General features: G+C 30.6%; 9 protein-coding genes and 1 pseudogene. 6 read left to right on the top strand and 4 right to left on the bottom strand.

Annotation, left to right across the window (positions count from 1 at the left end; genetic code table 11):
- Nucleotides 1-107 precede the first annotated feature (107 nt).
- From mnmG to G507_RS0108475, 3 genes are all read right to left on the bottom strand, one after another.
- Complete coding sequence (gene mnmG, locus G507_RS0108485; RefSeq protein ID WP_026717099.1) at nt 108-1,979, bottom strand: tRNA uridine-5-carboxymethylaminomethyl(34) synthesis enzyme MnmG; 1,872 nt, start codon at nt 1,977-1,979, stop codon at nt 108-110.
- Nucleotides 1,980-2,080: 101 nt separating this feature from the next.
- Nucleotides 2,081-2,503 (bottom strand): rRNA maturation RNase YbeY, encoded by a 423-nt coding sequence (ybeY, locus tag G507_RS0108480; RefSeq protein ID WP_026717098.1) that lies wholly within the window; start codon nt 2,501-2,503, stop codon nt 2,081-2,083.
- Nucleotides 2,503-5,820, bottom strand: a complete 3,318-nt coding sequence (locus G507_RS0108475; protein WP_026717097.1) for a glutamyl-tRNA synthetase — start codon at nt 5,818-5,820, stop codon at nt 2,503-2,505. The genes ybeY and G507_RS0108475 overlap by 1 nt, the downstream gene beginning before the upstream one ends.
- Before the next feature lie 207 nt (nt 5,821-6,027).
- Here G507_RS0108475 and gltX point away from each other — a divergent pair, with 207 nt between their 5' ends.
- The 3 genes from gltX to G507_RS0108455 all read left to right on the top strand — a co-directional run bounded on the left by gltX (nt 6,028) and on the right by G507_RS0108455 (nt 9,294).
- On the top strand, nt 6,028-7,530 hold the full coding sequence (gene gltX / locus G507_RS0108470; RefSeq protein ID WP_026717096.1) for a glutamate--tRNA ligase: 1,503 nt from the start codon (nt 6,028-6,030) through the stop codon (nt 7,528-7,530).
- A 91-nt stretch (nt 7,531-7,621) separates the two neighbouring features.
- Nucleotides 7,622-8,569, top strand: coding sequence for an SPFH domain-containing protein (locus G507_RS16640; protein ID WP_035665894.1), 948 nt, complete (start codon nt 7,622-7,624; stop codon nt 8,567-8,569).
- Nucleotides 8,570-9,027: 458 nt separating this feature from the next.
- Nucleotides 9,028-9,294, top strand: coding sequence for a hypothetical protein (locus G507_RS0108455; protein ID WP_026717095.1), 267 nt, complete (start codon nt 9,028-9,030; stop codon nt 9,292-9,294).
- A gap of 8 nt (nt 9,295-9,302) precedes the next feature.
- On the opposite strand, the gene G507_RS0108450 is transcribed toward G507_RS0108455, so the two are convergent.
- The gene (locus G507_RS0108450) at nt 9,303-10,982 is read right to left on the bottom strand and encodes a glutamine--tRNA ligase/YqeY domain fusion protein (protein WP_026717094.1); all 1,680 of its coding nucleotides are present in this window, start codon (nt 10,980-10,982) and stop codon (nt 9,303-9,305) included.
- Between the two features lie 241 nt (nt 10,983-11,223).
- Between G507_RS0108450 and G507_RS16635 the strand changes: the two genes are divergently transcribed.
- From G507_RS16635 to G507_RS0108430, 3 genes and pseudogenes are all read left to right on the top strand, one after another.
- Nucleotides 11,224-13,419, top strand: coding sequence for a T9SS type B sorting domain-containing protein (locus G507_RS16635; protein WP_035665891.1), 2,196 nt, complete (start codon nt 11,224-11,226; stop codon nt 13,417-13,419).
- Nucleotides 13,420-13,421: 2 nt separating this feature from the next.
- Nucleotides 13,422-14,810, top strand: coding sequence for a PorP/SprF family type IX secretion system membrane protein (locus G507_RS0108435; protein WP_084518955.1), 1,389 nt, complete (start codon nt 13,422-13,424; stop codon nt 14,808-14,810).
- Nucleotides 14,811-14,813: 3 nt separating this feature from the next.
- Nucleotides 14,814-18,125 (top strand): annotated as a pseudogene (locus tag G507_RS0108430) (DUF11 domain-containing protein); the annotation flags it as partial.

The raw sequence follows: 18,125 nt of genomic DNA, 5'->3' as shown, positions 1-18,125 counted from the left end.
TAGGAGTTAACAAAGTATGTTTCACGTGAAACAATTTTTAGTATTCAGTGTTCAGTCTTTAGTATTCAGTTAGAACTGCTTACTAAAGACTGAACAATAAGCACTTTTTAACGTCCCATATAAATTAATAATACAGAAATATCACTTGGTGAAACTCCGCTAATTCTAGAAGCTTGTGCAATTGTCTTTGGACGAATTTTATTAAACTTCATTTTAGCTTCAGTAGAAATTGATTTTATTTTATTAAAATCAAAATTATCGGGAATTATTGCGTCTTCTAAACGATTTAGTTTATCTGCATGTAATCTTTCTTTTTCAATATAACCTGAATATTTAACATCAATTTCAGCTTGCTCAATAATTTCATCATCCAAAACATGTGTATTAATATATTCTGAAACTTTCTCAAACTTAACAATGTCTTCTAAATCTATTTGTGGTCTAGAAAAAACTTTGAACATCTTATCTGGTTGAGACATTAAACTCGATCCTTTAGATTCAAGAATTGGATTTGCTTCTTCAGGTTTTGCGCTTGTATCTCTAAAAAACTGAACCATTGCATCTGACTTCGAAAACTTTTCTTCCATACGAATTAAACGTTCATCTGAAGCTAAACCTAGTTCAAATCCTTTAGGGGTTAGTCTTGAATCCGCATTGTCTTGACGTAAAAGTGTTCTATACTCTGCACGAGAAGTAAACATTCGATAAGGCTCTTCTGTTCCTTTAGTAATTAAATCATCGATCAAAACTCCGATATATGCTTCATTACGTTTTAGTATAAACTCATCGCGTTCTTGAACTTTTAAAGCAGCATTAATTCCGGCCATTAATCCTTGAGAAGCGGCTTCTTCGTATCCTGTTGTTCCGTTAATTTGACCAGCAAAATACAAACCTTCCACTAATTTAGTTTCTAAGGTGTGTTTTAATTGTGTAGGAGGGAAGTAATCATATTCAATTGCATATCCAGGTCTGAAAAATTTTACTTTTTCAAAACCCGCAACAGAACGCAAAGCTTTAAATTGAATATCTTCTGGAAGAGAAGTAGAAAATCCATTTACATAAACTTCTACTGTATTCCATCCTTCTGGTTCAACAAATAATTGATGTCTGTCTTTATCTGCAAAACGATTTATTTTATCTTCAATAGACGGGCAATATCTTGGACCTATACTTTTTATTCTTCCATTAAACATAGGACTTCGATCAAAACCCTCACGAAGATGATCATGAACTTCAAGAGAAGTGTAAGTCATGTAACAAGACCTTTGGTGAGTTAATGGTTTTATGCTTTGCAAATAAGAAAACTTGTGTGGTTTTTCATCACCAGGTTGTTCTGTCATTTTTGAATAATCTAAAGAACGACCATCAACTCTTGGAGGAGTTCCTGTTTTCATTCTTCCAGATTCAAAACCTACTTTAACAAGGTCTTCTGTAATTCCAAATGAAGCACTTTCGCCTGCACGACCACCACCAAATTGTTTGTCGCCAATATGGATTAAACCATTTAGAAATGTACCATTTGTTAGCACAACTGTTTTGGCTTTAATTTCCAAACCAAGTGATGTTTTGATGCCGACAATTTTATTATTTTCGATTAACAAACCCGAAACCATCTCTTGGTAAAAATCAAGATTCGGAGTTCTCTCCAACATCAATCTCCATTCTTCAGCGAAACGCATTCTATCACTTTGAACTCTTGGAGACCACATTGCAGGTCCTTTTGACTTGTTCAACATCTTGAATTGGATAGCTGTTTTATCAGACACAATTCCAGAATAACCACCTAGCGCATCAATCTCTCTTACTATTTGACCTTTTGCAATTCCTCCCATAGCAGGATTACAAGACATCTGTGCGATGTTTTGTAGATTCATTGTGACCAGAAGGGTAGAGCAGCCTAAATTTGCTGCAGAGGCCGCAGCTTCAGAACCAGCATGCCCAGCACCAACTACAATCACATCGTATTTTTCTTGAAATATACTCATCTTAAATTTAAAAATCAGAAGTCAGAAAGTCCGAACTTCGTTATGTAATTTTTATAATGTTCCACGTGAAACATTTAATTAATATTGATAGATGATTATTCTTGTTCCACGTGGAACAAAGCAATTTTCTCATCTTCTTTTTGACGCATTACTGATGCTTCATTTTCTGATTTATCTTTATAACCGCAGTAGTGTAAAATACCGTGCGACAACACTCTTTTAATTTCGTTATCAAACGGTACATTAAACTCAATTGCATTTTCAGCAACCCTTTCTGTAGACACAAAAATATCACCTTCAATTAAGTCTCCAACGGAATAATCGAAGCTAATAATATCCGTATAAGTATCATGATTTAAATACTCATTATTGATATTAATTAAATATTCATCATCACAAAAAATGTAATTAATTTCGCCTTCCGTTTTGTTTTCTGAAAGGATAATTCGTGATATCCAATCTTGATAAATTGATTCATCCTCTAAAAGGAAATCATTTTCATAGTTAAATGTAATCATTACTTCTTAAAATATTCTTTGACTTTTTGGTCGTAATTTTTTTGCAAAGGTAAACTTTGTCTGTTTAAAATCTCTATGCTTTTAATATATTCTTGCAATTCCTTTGGTAGGGTAGAAGCGTTGTTAGAAAACTTATCATCAGTTGTATTCGATTTACGTTTTTCATCTTGCCCTTGTTGCTGAATTGCATTCTCTAATTTTAGTAATTCATGTTTAAGATTAAGCATCTTTTGTAAGGTTTCGTTTTTAAAACCTTTATTGATTAACTGCTTCTCTATATCTTTCATTTGGTTTAGAACATTGTTTCCATTAATGCCTTGTTGCTCTAAAGATTTCTGTAAAGCATCTCGAAGTTGTTGTTGCTCTCTTAGAATTTCTAATACCTTTCCAGCGTTTCCTTCTGAACCTTCACCTTCTCCATTTTCTCCTTTTCCTTTGCCGTCTTTCTTACCTTCACCAGGTTTTTCTCCAGGCTTATCACCTGGATTGTCTCCGGGTTTTTCACCAGGTTTCATTCCTTCTTTCATTTTTTCAGAAAGACCTTCTTGCTTTTTAATTATGTCAGATAATTGTTTTCCAGGATTACCTTGCCCCGGACTTGGCATTCCTTTGCCTTTTCCTTTGCCTTTTCCAGACATTTGCATATTCATATCGCTCTGAACATTGCTTAAAAAATCTGCTAATTTATTGGCACTTGATAGAACATATTGTTGTAAAGAAGCTCCTCTAGAAACATTATTATCTGCTAAGGTTTCTAAAGATTGATCTAGATTATAATGTATTTCACCTATTTCGTTTAATACAAATTCTGAAATCATTGGGTTACGAAGTGAGACAGCAAAAATACTATCATCCACATGTTTAAACTGTAATTTAAGTTCTTGTTGTTTTTTAAGGATTTTATTCAAAGCCAACGATCGTGATTGAGATGATTTTGTCGGTTGAATTAATGCTTCTTCATCATAGGAAAATGCTAAAAGATTGTCTAGAATTTGACGTAATGCTTTTGCATCTTCTTCCATTTGCTGTGATTCTCCACCTTCCATCGAAGAGCTCATTTTCTGACTCATTTCTTTCATCTTCTTACCCGCAGATTTTTGAGATTTTGAAGCACTTGGTTTATCATTCTTTTTTAGATCTTCTTCTGATTTTTCTAAATCGTCTTGAACATCTTCTTGTTCATTTTTGTCATTTGGAATATCCATAGGTTTTTTTAAATCCTTATTTTCTATATCCAATTGTTGTAACTCTTCTTTTATTTTTTCAAATTCATCAGCTACTTTTTTCTGTTCTTCTAAATTGTTTTTATTTTCATTAGCTAGCTTATCTTCTTTTTCTGCTAACTTATTTAATTTGTCAGCAATTTGTTCCGCCTTTTTTTCAACGTAAAAACGTTTCGTTAATTCAACAAGTTGCTCTAAATTCTTAGCTTGATTTTTGGAATCCTTTTTTAATTTATCTGCTTTCTCGAAAAGTTTATCGTCTTGTAATTTCTTTTGTAATTCTTCTAACTCTTTTAAAAGCTTTTCATTTTTTTCGGATTGTTTTTGACTTTCATCTAAACGACGAAGCAGTTCTTTTTTAAGTTTATCTTCTTCTTTTGGATTAAAATTCTCAAGATTTTCTGAAAGTTTTTTAGAAAACACCTTCATCATTTCATCTTGATTTTTTTGTTTTTTGATGAAATCTTCAATCTTTTTTTGATCTTTAAAATCAAGATTAGCTTTCTCCTTTTTCATTTTTTGGAGTTTGTCTAATTCTTTTAATTGCTTGTCTTGATTGTTTAATGATTTTTCTAAACTATTAATATTATCATTTTGATCTTTTAATAATTCATCTTGTTTTTGATCATCCGTTAATTCATTATGTGAAAAAACTGAAGACTTACTTGACTTGTAATTATTCACAGCATCATTATCAAAAACTTCAAAATAGTATTCATAAACAATTCCTTGCTCTACATTTAAACCTGTGGGAAAAGAATAAACAAATTGATCCACAGTTTGGTTTTTTACAGCTAGTGTTCCACGTTTAACTAATTGAGGTTTTCCTTTGGGATAATAGACAACTTGTAATTTACTCAACCCATAATCATCTGACAATTGCCCTATAATAAAGTTCTTTTTTAGGCTTAAGGAATCAGGAGCTTTATTAGCAGCTATAAAAGGATATTGATCTTTAACGATATTTACTAGATAATCTAGTTTTTCAAAGTTTTTTACGTTTTTATTTGATGTTACTATTTGATATTCAGTATTTTGACTAATATTTTTAGAGAAATTAAACTCACCATTTGTTGAAGAGTAAACAGATTTGCTGTTATTTGAAATAAAAGCAATGTCGGTTGTCGCAAAAGTTGATAATTTCCAACGAATTGACGTGCCTTCTGGTACAATTGCATTTCCAGTTCCTTTAATACTTTCCGATTTACGTTTTAAATAACTTGGATAAGATAAAATCATTTCAAAATTATTGATAGTAGGAACGTTAACTACTTTCAGATTATAATCTTTAGAATTTATCGAATTTGCTTTCAGACTAAAGTTCACGTCCGAAATAACGTTATCAAACTTATATTGAAACTCTCCAGGATTCGTGTTTTCCAATAAATATTCTTCATCACCAATTATAAGCGAAACATTTTCAGGAATTATATTTCCTACTGTTTTAACCTGTAAAGTGAATTCTTTGTTTTGTTGTGTCACTAACTCTTTATTCAAAATCAAAAATTGAAAAGGAGCTGGTGTAACATATTTTGTATTGTAATTAACAACTCTATCCAATCCTTGTGAAATCACTTTTGAATTTCCAGACACAAAAAACAAAGCCAATAATAAAATTGGAACTATCGCATAAGGCAAAAATTTCTTGTTCTTATTAAAATTAATCGCATTAGAGAAAGGAATTGGACTTAAGGTTTCAGCTTTTTGATTTATAGAAGCTAAAAGTAATTCCGAATTCTCGTTCTGATTTGATAATTGTAGAAAATTCGTCAACTTATCATTTACTTCATAAAAATGATTTCCAATAATTATTGACGCTTGTTCATAATTAATTCCTTTTTGAAGTTTAAACAATTTAAACAATGGAAAAAATATAAAACGAACTAATAAGAAAATTTGAACAGTTACAAACAACCAGAACAAAATCGTTCTTCCTGAAGTTGGTAACCAAAGGAAATATTCCACTAAAATGGTAAATAGAAAATATAGTAACCCAAGTCCAATAAAAAGAATAACTCCTTTTATTAGTTCATTGGTGTAAAACCTCTTGATAAAGGCTTCTAATTTCACAAAAATAATAGCTTTTGTTTCCAAATTGTTTATAATCTGTTAATAACCGATAAAAATACAACTTAAAATGTAATATGTCAAAACTAAATAGTGATTAGCAAAACTTTAACTTGATATTATGTTGATAAGTGGCAGATTTACAAAATCTAAATTCTTACTTCTAAATTCAAATTGTATCTTTGCACCACACTTCGACAAGCTCAGTGTAAAAAAACAGAAAAAAATTAAGAAATGTCAAAACCAGTTAGAGTACGATTTGCTCCAAGTCCAACAGGAGGATTACATATTGGTGGTGTAAGAACCGCTTTATTTAATTATTTATTTGCTAAAAAAAATAACGGAACATTCTATTTAAGAGTAGAAGATACAGATCAAACAAGATTTGTTGAAGGTGCAGAAGAATATATTTTAGAAGCCTTAGAATGGTTAGGAATTTCTCCAGATGAAACAGTTGGAAAAAATGAAAAATTTGGACCTTATCGCCAAAGCGAAAGAAAGGCCATTTATAAAGAATATGCTGATCAATTGATTGAAAATGGTTGGGCATATTACGCTTTTGACACAGCTGAATCATTAGACGCTCACAGAAAACAACACGAAGCTGAAGGAAAAACATTCATTTACAATTGGCACAATCGTGAAAAATTAGATACATCGTTAGTAATTTCTAAAGAAGAAACTGCCAAAAGAATTGACAATGGTGATGCTTATGTAATTCGTTTTAAAACTCCAGTGAATGAAATTTTAGAATTAAAAGATATTATTCGTGGTGATATTAAGTTTGACACGAATTTATTAGATGATAAAGTTTTGTTTAAAAGTGATGGAATGCCAACTTATCATTTAGCGAATATTGTGGATGACCATTTGATGGAAACTTCGCATGTAATTCGTGGTGAAGAATGGTTACCAAGTATGCCTTTACACAGCTTATTGTATAGAGCATTTGGTTTGGAAGCACCTGAATTTGCTCATTTACCTTTAATTCTAAAACCAGTTGGAAACGGAAAATTAAGCAAACGTGATGGTGATAAATTAGGATTTCCAGTATTTCCATTAGCTTGGAAAACGGCTGAAGGAACTTCGATGGGTTATAGAGAACAAGGATTTTTTCCAGAAGCAGTTCTTAACTTTTTAGCCTTATTAGGTTGGAATGACGGAACTGATAAAGAATTATATTCCTTAGAAGAATTAGTTGATGCTTTTGATTTAAATAGAATTCACAAAGCAGGAGCGAAGTTTGATCCAGAGAAAAACAAATGGTTCAATCACCAATATTTGATTACTAAAGAAGATGATAAATTAGCTGAATTATTTAAAGTCGAATTATCAACTAAAGGAATTTCAACAGATTTAGATATAACAAGAGTCGTTGGATTAGTAAAAGAAAGAGCCAATTTCGTAAATGAACTTTGGGATTTATCAGACTATTTCTTTGAAGCACCAACTTCATATGATGAAAAAGCATCGAAAAATTGGAAAGAAGAAACTCCTGAATTAATGAATAAAGTGATTGTTGAGCTGAATAACATTTCAGATTTTACATCTTTAAACATTGAATCTTTATTAAAAGAATGGATGACAACTAATGAAATTGGAATGGGGAAAGTTATGCAACCTTTACGATTGAGTTTAGTTGGCGCTTTAAAAGGACCTCATTTATTCGATATCATTGAAATGATTGGCAAAGAAGAAAGTATAAAACGTATTGAAAAAGCAATACAAACCTTATAAAAAAGTTAATCCCGAAAGTTTCGGGATTTTTTTTTGTAACTTTTCACAACATTAAACGTATAATTAACATAACCCATTTAAAAAACAAACTATGTACGGAATTTACATTCTCCTTTTTTTAGCTGTAGTGATTTTATTTTCATCCTTTTTTACAGTAAAACAACAAACGTCAGCAGTTATTGAACGTTTTGGTAAATATGCAAGTACTCGTACTTCAGGTTTACAATTAAAATTACCTATTATTGATAGAGTTGCCGGAAGAGTAAATCTTCGTATTCAACAATTAGACGTAATGATTGAAACTAAAACTAAAGATAACGTATTCGTTAAACTTAAAGTTTCAGTTCAATTTAAAGTATTACAAGAAAGTGTTTATGAAGCATTTTATAAATTAGAATATCCACATGATCAAATTACGTCTTATGTATTTGATGTAGTTCGTGCTGAAGTTCCAAAATTAAAACTGGATGATGTTTTCGAAAGAAAAGATGATGTTGCTGTTGCCGTAAAAAGAGAATTAAACGGAGCAATGTCAGGTTACGGATATGATATTATCAATACTTTAATTACTGATATTGATCCAGATATTCAAGTTAAGAATGCGATGAACAGAATTAATGCTGCTGATAGAGAAAAAACAGCTGCAGAATATGAAGCGGAAGCAGGAAGAATTAGAATTGTAGCTAAAGCAAAAGCTGAAGCAGAAAGTAAAAGACTTCAAGGTCAAGGTATTGCTGACCAACGTAGAGAGATTGCACGTGGATTGGTAGAATCTGTAGATGTATTGAACAGAGTTGGAATTAATTCGCAAGAAGCTTCTGCTTTAATTGTTGTGACACAACATTATGATACTTTACAAGCAATTGGTGCAGATTCAAATAGTAATTTAATCTTATTACCAAATTCGCCACAAGCTGGAAGTGAAATGTTGAATAACATGGTAGCGAGTTTTACGGCAAGTAACCAAGTTGGTGAATCTATGAAAAGAGCAAATTCTACAAAAAGAAAAAAAGCTGAAGATTCAGAAAATGAAAAATAGATTTTAAGAAATTACAAATTCGGAAATTCTAAATTACAAAAAGACTGCTTTTGAAAAAAAGTGGTCTTTTTTTTTATATGAAAGTTGAAAAAAGAGTCAAACTCAAAAAAAATAAATCTTAATTTGATAAAAGATGTTTTTGAAGTTAAAAACTCAAATAAAAGATGTTTTTGAAAGAAAATTAGCAAACTTAATAAAGCATGTAGAACAAATTTAAAAATGTCTTAAAATTGATTTATGAAGGTTGTTTTTAATAGATAAAAACTATCGTTTTAAATAAATCAATTGATTAATACGATTTTTAGTGAAATTTTTTAAATTCAAATAATAAATGGAAATGGAGAAAACTTGTTGTTCATCTATTAAAAAAGTAAATTATCGATAGCTTTTCTATAATTCATCTTTTTAATGAAATATTAGTAAAAAGTAATATTACTTTTAAAATAAATATTAAAAGGATGAAAATAGAAATAGAGAATAATAGTGTCATAAAAATAAGTAGTAATAAAAATAATTATAATTATAACACTATAGAAATTGAAAAAATATATGTCAATTTTAAAAAAAAATGGTTGTTCTCTCTTAAAAAATATTATTTAGTTGTTATTCTAAAAAATGGTAAAAAAGAAAAAATCAATTTAGAAAAAAAATATAAAGAGAGTATTAAAAAATTTGTAATGGATTATAATTATAACCTTCGCAAAAACAGACATACTCTTATATAAAAATGCTTTTATTGATTACTAATTTTTGCCCAAGTATCTCTCAATCCAACTGTTTTATTGAAAACTAATTTTTCTGCTGTTGAATCTCTATCGACACAGAAATAGCCTAAACGTTGAAATTGATAATGTTCTAATTCTTTTGCATTTACTAAAGAAGGTTCTACATAACCAGTTATAACTTCTAATGAATTTGGATTTATGTATTCTTTAAAATCTACTTCTTTATCGCCATCAGGATTTTCGTGCGTAAATAACCTGTCGTAAACTCTGACTTCTGCTTCAACAGCATGATTTGTAGAAACCCAATGAATGGTTCCTTTTACTTTTCTTTGACTTGCTTCTGAACCACTTCCTGATCTAGAATCTTCATCATAAGTACAATGAATTTCAGTAATATTTCCGTCAGCATCTTTTATAACCGATTCACCTTTAATAATATACGCATTTTTAAGACGAACTTCTGTGCCTAAAGTCAAACGGAAAAATTTCTTATGTGCTTCTTCCTGAAAATCTTCTCTTTCAATATATAATTCTTTAGAAAAAGGAACTTCTCTATAAGTCATTTCCTCTTCTTCTTGATTATTTTCAGCTTCTAAAAGTTCTTCTTTTCCTTCAGGATAATTAGTTATTACCAACTTAACAGGATTTAAAACGGCCATTACTCTAGGCGCAATTTTATTTAAATCTTCACGAACGTAAAACTCTAATAATGAAACATCTATAAGGTTATCACGTTTTGCGATTCCGATTGCATTGGCAAAATTTGTTATGGCTTTTGGAGTATATCCACGTCTTCTCATTCCAGAAATCGTAGACATTCTTGGATCATCCCAACCTGAAACGTGATTTTCACTAACTAATTGAGCTAATTTACGTTTACTAACAACAGTGTGTGATAAATTTCTTCTCGCGAATTCACGTTGTTTTGGTCTTACTTTATTCTCATCATAAATCTGATTTAAGAACCAGTCATATAATTCTCTGTGGGGTAAAAATTCTAAGGTACAGAATGAATGTGAAATTTGTTCGATATAATCACTTTCGCCATGAGCCCAGTCATACATTGGATAAATACACCAATTGTTTCCAGTTCTGTGATGTTCTTTATGTAAAATTCTATAAATCAATGGATCACGCATTAACATATTTGTTGCGTTCATGCTTATTTTAGCACGTAAAACGTGAGTTCCTTCTGGAAATTCACCATTTTTCATACGTTCGAATAAATCTAAATTTTCTTCAATAGAGCGATTTCTGAAAGGAGAATCTGTACCAAATTGTGTTGGAGTTCCTTTTTGAATAGCCATTTCTTCAGAAGATTGACTGTCGACATAAGCTTTTCCATTTTTGATTAATTCAATTGTCCAATCATATAATTGTTGAAAATAATCTGATGCATAACACTCTTTATCCCATTGAAAACCAAGCCATTCTACATCTTTTTTAATGGCATCAACAAATTCTTGCTCTTCTTTTGCAGGATTTGTATCGTCAAAACGTAGGTTAACAGGAGCTTTATAATCTAATCCTAATCCAAAATTAAGACAAATAGAACTAGCATGACCAATATGTAAATAACCATTTGGCTCAGGAGGAAAACGAAAACGTAATTTATCATCAGATAAACCGTTTTTTAAGTCTTCATTAATAATTTGTTCTATGAAATTTAATGATTTTTGTTCTGACATTTCGGTATATTTTTAGCAAAAATAACTAAAATTATCAAGGCTAAAAATTGAATTGGTATATAATATTATATTGATACGGTTTCGCAGTTTAAAAAGTGTGGTTTTACCGTAGAAAAGGGTATTTTAATCGATTTTAACGGTTATCAACAAGAAATGTTGATAAAAAATACTTGGTTGTTAACAAAATTTTATATATTTGTGATTATAATATGCGGATACTTATATTAAATTAGAAATCAATATGTTACAAAAGTTAATTGCCCCGTTAGCTTTGTTGAACAAAAAAGTTTTTTTAACAACAGCCTTGTTAATAAGTTGTATTATTGCCACAGCGCAAATTACAATAAACACACCTACTTTAGGATTTACCGCGGTATGTGCTTCAACAACTTTTAACAATTACAATCTTAGTTTTTCATTTTCTCCTACTTCAAATTTAGGTTCGGGAAATTTATTTACTATAGAATTATCTAATGCCGCTGGGAGTTTTTCTTCACCTACAGTATTAACAACTTCTAGTGCAATAACTTCTCCTGTTAATGTTTCTTTTCCTTTTCCAACAGATGTTAATGGAACAAATTATAGAATTCGTGTAAAAAGTTCTTCTCCAGTAAGTACTAGTCCTTCAAGTTCTGCCTTTTCAGCAAATTACGCTGTCTATAACCAACCTTTTACTATAAACAATGGTGTTTTTAACCAATCAATTTGTAGCACTTCAACTTTCAATTTAACTATTGATAGCGGACCGAATAGTCCTCTAAATTTTTCTCAGTTAACATATGTTTGGAGAAAAAATAACGTGATTATTTCTGGACAAACTGGTCCAAGTTTACTCATTACAGATTCAGGTAGTTATTTTGCTAGCGTCAATTATGGAAATGGAACATGTAATTATAATTCATACTCCAATGCTGTATCAGTTAACGTAGCTCCATCAGAGACATTAACTATTAGCTCGCAAGGCAACGCTACAAATATTTGCCCTTCAACAGGTTTATTATTATCAAGTGTGATTGCTAGTTCGGGTTATACATATCAATGGTATTTAAACAATATGTCAATAAGTGGTGCAACTAGTGCAACATATAATGCAACGCAAGCGGGAAGTTATTCATTAGTGGCTTCAAATTCGGCTTGTGTGATTAATTCAAATGTTTTAGCTCTAACAGAAAATAGTTTTACTCTTTCATTAGATTCAGGAGCAGAAATTAACTTGCTGCCTGGACAAAGTAAAACATTAACTTGTACTACTAATGCAATAAGTCCTACCTATAAATGGTATAAAAATAACATAGAAATTATTGGAGAAGTAAGTAATTCTTTAGCCATAACTCAAACAGGAGTTTATAAAGTTTTAGTAAAACAAAATACAGGCTGTATTCTTGAAAAAGATGTTTCTACGTTAGTTACTCTATATACTTCATTTAATTTAACAATAATTCACGATGCGGATTATTCAAGTTGTCAGAATATTACAGAAATTCTCAAAGTTCAAGATTTTGAAGCAAGTTCAAATTTACTGACAGTTGCAGTTCCATCAAACATTGGTGTAACTTATATATGGTATAAAAATAATATTGCTATAATTGGAGCTAATTCTTCTAGCTATACAATACCTAATTATAGTGAAAATGGAAATTATCGTGTTGAAGCTAAATTTACAGACGGTCAAATAGTTTCTTCAAATGCTTTGGATGTTAAATTAAAAATTGACGAAACTATAAACTTAACAACAGATGGTATTTTATGTAGTACTAATACTGATGTTACAATTACTTCATCTATTACAGATCCAATTTTTACTTATCAATGGTTTATGGATGGTGATGCTACAGTTTTAGGGACAAATACTACTTTTATTGCAACCTTAGCAGGTGATTACTATTTAAAAATATCTTTTTTAGGCTGTGAATTAAATTCAGATATAATAGCCGTTGCAACAATAGATGAAAATCTATTAGTAACAAATTATGATGAAGACATTTACATTAATGAAGGTGAGGAAATAACAATTACTGCTTCTGGGGCAGATTCTTATGAATGGTTTATCGATGGTGTTTTAGAAAATTCAACTAACGAAATTATAGTTAATCAAGAAATTACGATTCAACTAGTTGCACAACTTAATGGCTGTGAAATTATTAGAAATTTTACTGTTTTAATTCAACCTAAAGTTTTTAGTGCTATAATTCCAAATACTATAACTCCAAATAATGATGGGAAAAATGATACTTGGATAATTACAGAGGAACTTGCTTATCAAAATAATGTTGAGATTGTAATATTTTCATCCAATCAGCAAATTGTTTATAGATCAAATGATTATCAGAATAATTGGCCATTTGAACCAGTTTCAAAAAATAATAGAATTTTTTATTACAAAATAATACGCGATAATTCGACCATATATCAAGGAACGATATCAGTAATACAATAAGAATGAATAGACACAAACTTCTTTTTATTATAGGGCTTGCCTTAAGCTGTGTTATGACTAATGCTCAAACTGATAGCAGTGATGAGTTTATAATGCCGTCTCAGACATTTATGCGCTTTAATAGAAATTTAGTTAACCCAACGTTATCAATATTTAATAGTTATAAATCAGAATATGTAGCTTATCATAGAAATCAATGGTTTGATTATGGTGAATCGCCAAAAACTTACATGGTAAATTATTCTGGCAACAATTATGAAAATAGTGGTTATGGTTTAGGTATTTATCAACAAGAAGTAGGCGTCTGGAAAAGCATTGGAGCTATTGCTAATTATGCAAAAGGAGTCCGTTTAAATGACGAAACTATATTGTCTTTTGGATTTAATATGGTCTTTTTTAATTCGGGTTTAAACAGAGGTAAAATAATAACTGGTGAAGCAGATCCGTATTTGGAACAATATGATAATACAAGTATGCTGATGTTAAATCCAGGATTATCTGTTCAAATCGGAAAGTTTAACTTTGGTGTTTATGGTGATAATTTGGTGGATTATAATTTTAAGTTAGGTGAAATGCAAACCAAATTTGGAGAAAAAACGATATCAAGTCATTTGTCGTATATATACACTTTGGAGAATGCTTCAAATTTATTTGAAAATAGTAGTTTAACCTTTTTAGGAAGAGGAAAATATATAGCTATGGAAGACTTTGACTACTCTGGTGGAGTCTTATACAATGTTCCAAGAGCAGGTTGGATACAAGCTTCTTATAGTGATTATTATGGTGTTTCGGGTGGTTTAGGAATAAATATCTCACAAAAAATTGCTTTAGGTTATAATTATGAAAGAGGATTAGGTAAAGAAATTACAAATTTAGGAGCTACTCACGAAATATTTTTGGCCCTAACATTAGATAGTAATGAAGAATTTTCAGCTTATGCCAAAAAGCCAAAAGTTGATAAACAAGAAGAAGCTGAAAGACTTAAAAACCAAACCCTAGAACAAGAGGAAATTGACAGGTTTAAACAAAATATTTATAATCAGACTATTGTAGAAACTAACAATACAATTGTTAAAAAACTAGAAGAGTTTGTATTAAATGCTGAGAACGATAACATTAATTATTTACTACTCCCAGAAAAAAATACAGGAGTTAAGAAAGGATATTATGTGATTGCTACTATTTATAAAGATAAAAAGAAAGCGTCGAAATTTATAAGTGAGTTAAAGAAAAAAGGATTAAACAAAAGTGGATCATTTAAAACATCTGGAAATCAATGGAACTATGTTTACATAGAACGTTTTGAAAGTTATGAAGCCGCCAAAAAAGCATATCAAACAAAATTCAACAATAAGTACCCCGAAACTATGTGGATTTTACCAATACTATAACCTATGAGAAAAATTACCCTATCTCAAAAATTTGTTGCTATTCTAATTTTAGCATTAGGAACAATTACGTCTTCAGCACAAATTAAAAACCCTTTTGATGTTCGATTTCAAACAACAGTAAGAGGAGATTTAACCATGATTTCTAACAATATTGTTAATAGAAGTCCAAACCCAAATACGGCATACAATACTACAGGAAATTCGTCTATTTATAATGACCAAACCAATATGCAATTTATTGATATTGATGGTTCAACACAAACATTTAACTCTAGTAGTGCAAACTTAACAATTGCTGATGCTTCATGTTCAAAAATTGTTCATGCAGGGTTATATTGGTCGGCAACTTACAGGTATAATATTGGTAATGATCCCTCTAGTGGAAGAGAAACAGATTGGAATCAAGTAAAATTTAGAGTACCCGGTGGTGCTTATGTTGATGTAATTGCTGATGAAGTTTTATATAATGGTTTTGCTGATGCTAATCAAACAAATGTAACGCATGGTCCTTATGGATGCTTTGCTGATGTAACTACTTTAATATCTGGATTAGCTAATCCAAACGGAACCTATTTTGTTGGGAATATTAGAGTAAGTACAAATGGAAGTAGTTCAGGATCTTTCTCTATACCGGGAGGTGTAGCAGGTGGATGGACATTAGTAATTGTATATGAAAACATTAATTTACCTGGTAAAAAAATATCAACTTTTGATGGATATGCGGTAGTAGCTTCAAATGCAGGAAATTTAGATATTCCTGTTTCTGGGTTTTCTACTTTACCTGCACCTTTTCCAGTAAGAGCAAAATTAGGAATATCTACTTTAGAAGGTGATAATAGAGTTACAGGTGATCAATTAAGAATTAAAGCAAATTCAGTAGGTGGATACACTACATTGTCAAATACACCGCCACCTGCAGCTCCAGTTACAACTAATTATTTTAATTCTTCAATTACTTTAAATAGTGCTTTTTTTAATGCCCGAAATCCAAATAGTTTAAATACACTTGGTTGGGATGCTCACTTAAATAGAGTTAATAATCCCGGAAATAGCGTAATTCCTAATAATGAGACTGGTGTAACATTGAGAGCGGTTTCAAGTGGTGATAAATATGATGTGTTTTTTACTTCTTTTGATGTTGAAATTATTGAACCACAAATTCCATTAATTAAACAAGTTGAAGATATTTCTGGCAATAATGTTAACGGCCAAACCTTAAGTTTGGGTCAAGAAATTTTTTATACCTTAACTTTTCAAAATACTGGAAATGATAATGCATTGAATTTTACCCTTACAGATATATTACCGAGTAACGCAATATTTCCAGCAAACGGAACTATACAGCCTGGAGATTTAATTTTACCACCAGGAGTTACTTATGTTTTTAACCCAACAACAAATCAATTTACATTTTCCATACCAAATAATTTAGTTGAAATTGGAGATCCAGCTTATACAATAAAAATTAAGGTTAAGTTGCCTTTAAATTGTGAGGATTTTAGAGACGCTTGTACTAATCAAGTAATTAATCAAGCTTATGTTTCTTATAATGGAGAATTAAACAGTCAAGTTATTACAGATAATCCTAGTTTTAATGGATATGACAATTGTAATTATCCAACACCAGGAACAACTAATTTTATAGCAAATATTGATGATTGTATTTTTACAAGAACAGAAATTTTATGTGGAAATACTTTAGAATTAACAGGAGCTGATGGTTACGATACGTATTTATGGCAAGATTCTTCAGGAAATACAATTGGAAATACACAAACAATAACTGTTAATGCTACAGGAACTTATACTGTGTTTTTGTCAATTCCGCCTCCTTGTGTATCCATTTATGAAACCGTAACAGTTGTTGATTTTAATAATGCGATAAGTTCAAATCCGGCAATACCTTATGCCAACGTTGTAGAAACTTGTCCAAATGATGGTTCACAGTTACCAAAAATATTTTTATGTGGATTGAATGATTCTGTATTAATACAATCTGGAGTAAACAATGCTATCAGCATTCAATGGCAACAATTAGTACCTGGAAGTTGTGCTCCAGTTGGAATTAATAACTGTGCTAATACAAATCCTAGTTGCACATGGAATACTGTTGGAACTGGGCCAAACTTTAACGTAACTACTGCTGGTGAATATCAAGTTATATTTAACTACCAGAATGGGTGTTTTAGAAATTTTTATTTCAATGTTTTCCAAAACACATTAAATCCTGATATTGTAACGTCAAATATTATTTGTACAACACCTGGTTCAATTACTATAAATAATATTCCTTCTACATACGAATTCAGTTTATCTCCTACAGGTCCTTTTTCATCAAACAATGTAATTCCTATAACAACTGCTGGGAATTATACTGTATACATTCAACAAACAGGAGTAACTGGAGGATGTCTTTTTGAGTTTCCAAATATTAATATCTTAAATCAAATTTTAGATGTTGATGTAATTGTTACAGATAAACTTTGTAATGATGGTTTTGGAAGTATTAGAGTGCAAACTAATGGAGTAGAGCCACAGTATTATTTTCAAATTTCGCAAGGAGCAACGACAATAGCAACTTTTGGGCCTTCAACAGATAATGATCATTTATTTTCTAATTTAAACCCTGGAAATTATACAGTAACAGCAACTACAGATGATGGTTGTACATATACAGAACAAGTTACTATACAAGATTTATCAGACTTAGCAGTTAGTGCAGCAGTAACACAAAATATTAGTTGTGTAAATGGTCAAGTAACTTTAACACCATCTGGTGGTTTAGCTCCATACAATTATGCTGTTTATAGTTACAATGGAATCCCAGTAGCATCAGGAAACTATGCTTATCAAACCTACGAAATATTTGAGTATGATATAACTCAAATTGGAACTTATCAATATATAATTGTTGATAGTAATAACTGTACTTCGTTATCAAATATAGTAACAGTTACAGCTGAACCAACAGTAACAATTACCGAAACTCATACAAACGTAACATGTAATGGGTTGAGTAATGGAACAGCTACTATTTCTGCTTTACCTTCAAATGGATATGCCATAACTTATAGTATTGATGGAGGAATTACTTTTCAAAATTCAAATGTTTTTACTGGATTAGCTTCTGGAACTTATACAATTGATATAAAATACACTAAACCAACACATGAGTGTGATTACACAATTAACGTTACAATAACAGAACCTACTCCTATAACAGGTCAATCACAGGTAACCCAACAATTAACTTGTATAACTACAGGGACTATTCAAGCCTTTAATGTAACTGGTGGAACAGCTCCTTATCAATAT

Source organism: Flavobacterium gelidilacus DSM 15343, assembly GCF_000422685.1.
GTDB classification, from domain to species: Bacteria; Bacteroidota; Bacteroidia; order Flavobacteriales; family Flavobacteriaceae; genus Flavobacterium; species Flavobacterium gelidilacus.
Note: the sequence above shows the minus strand (reverse complement) of the source record. Positions and strands in the feature narration are given on the sequence as shown.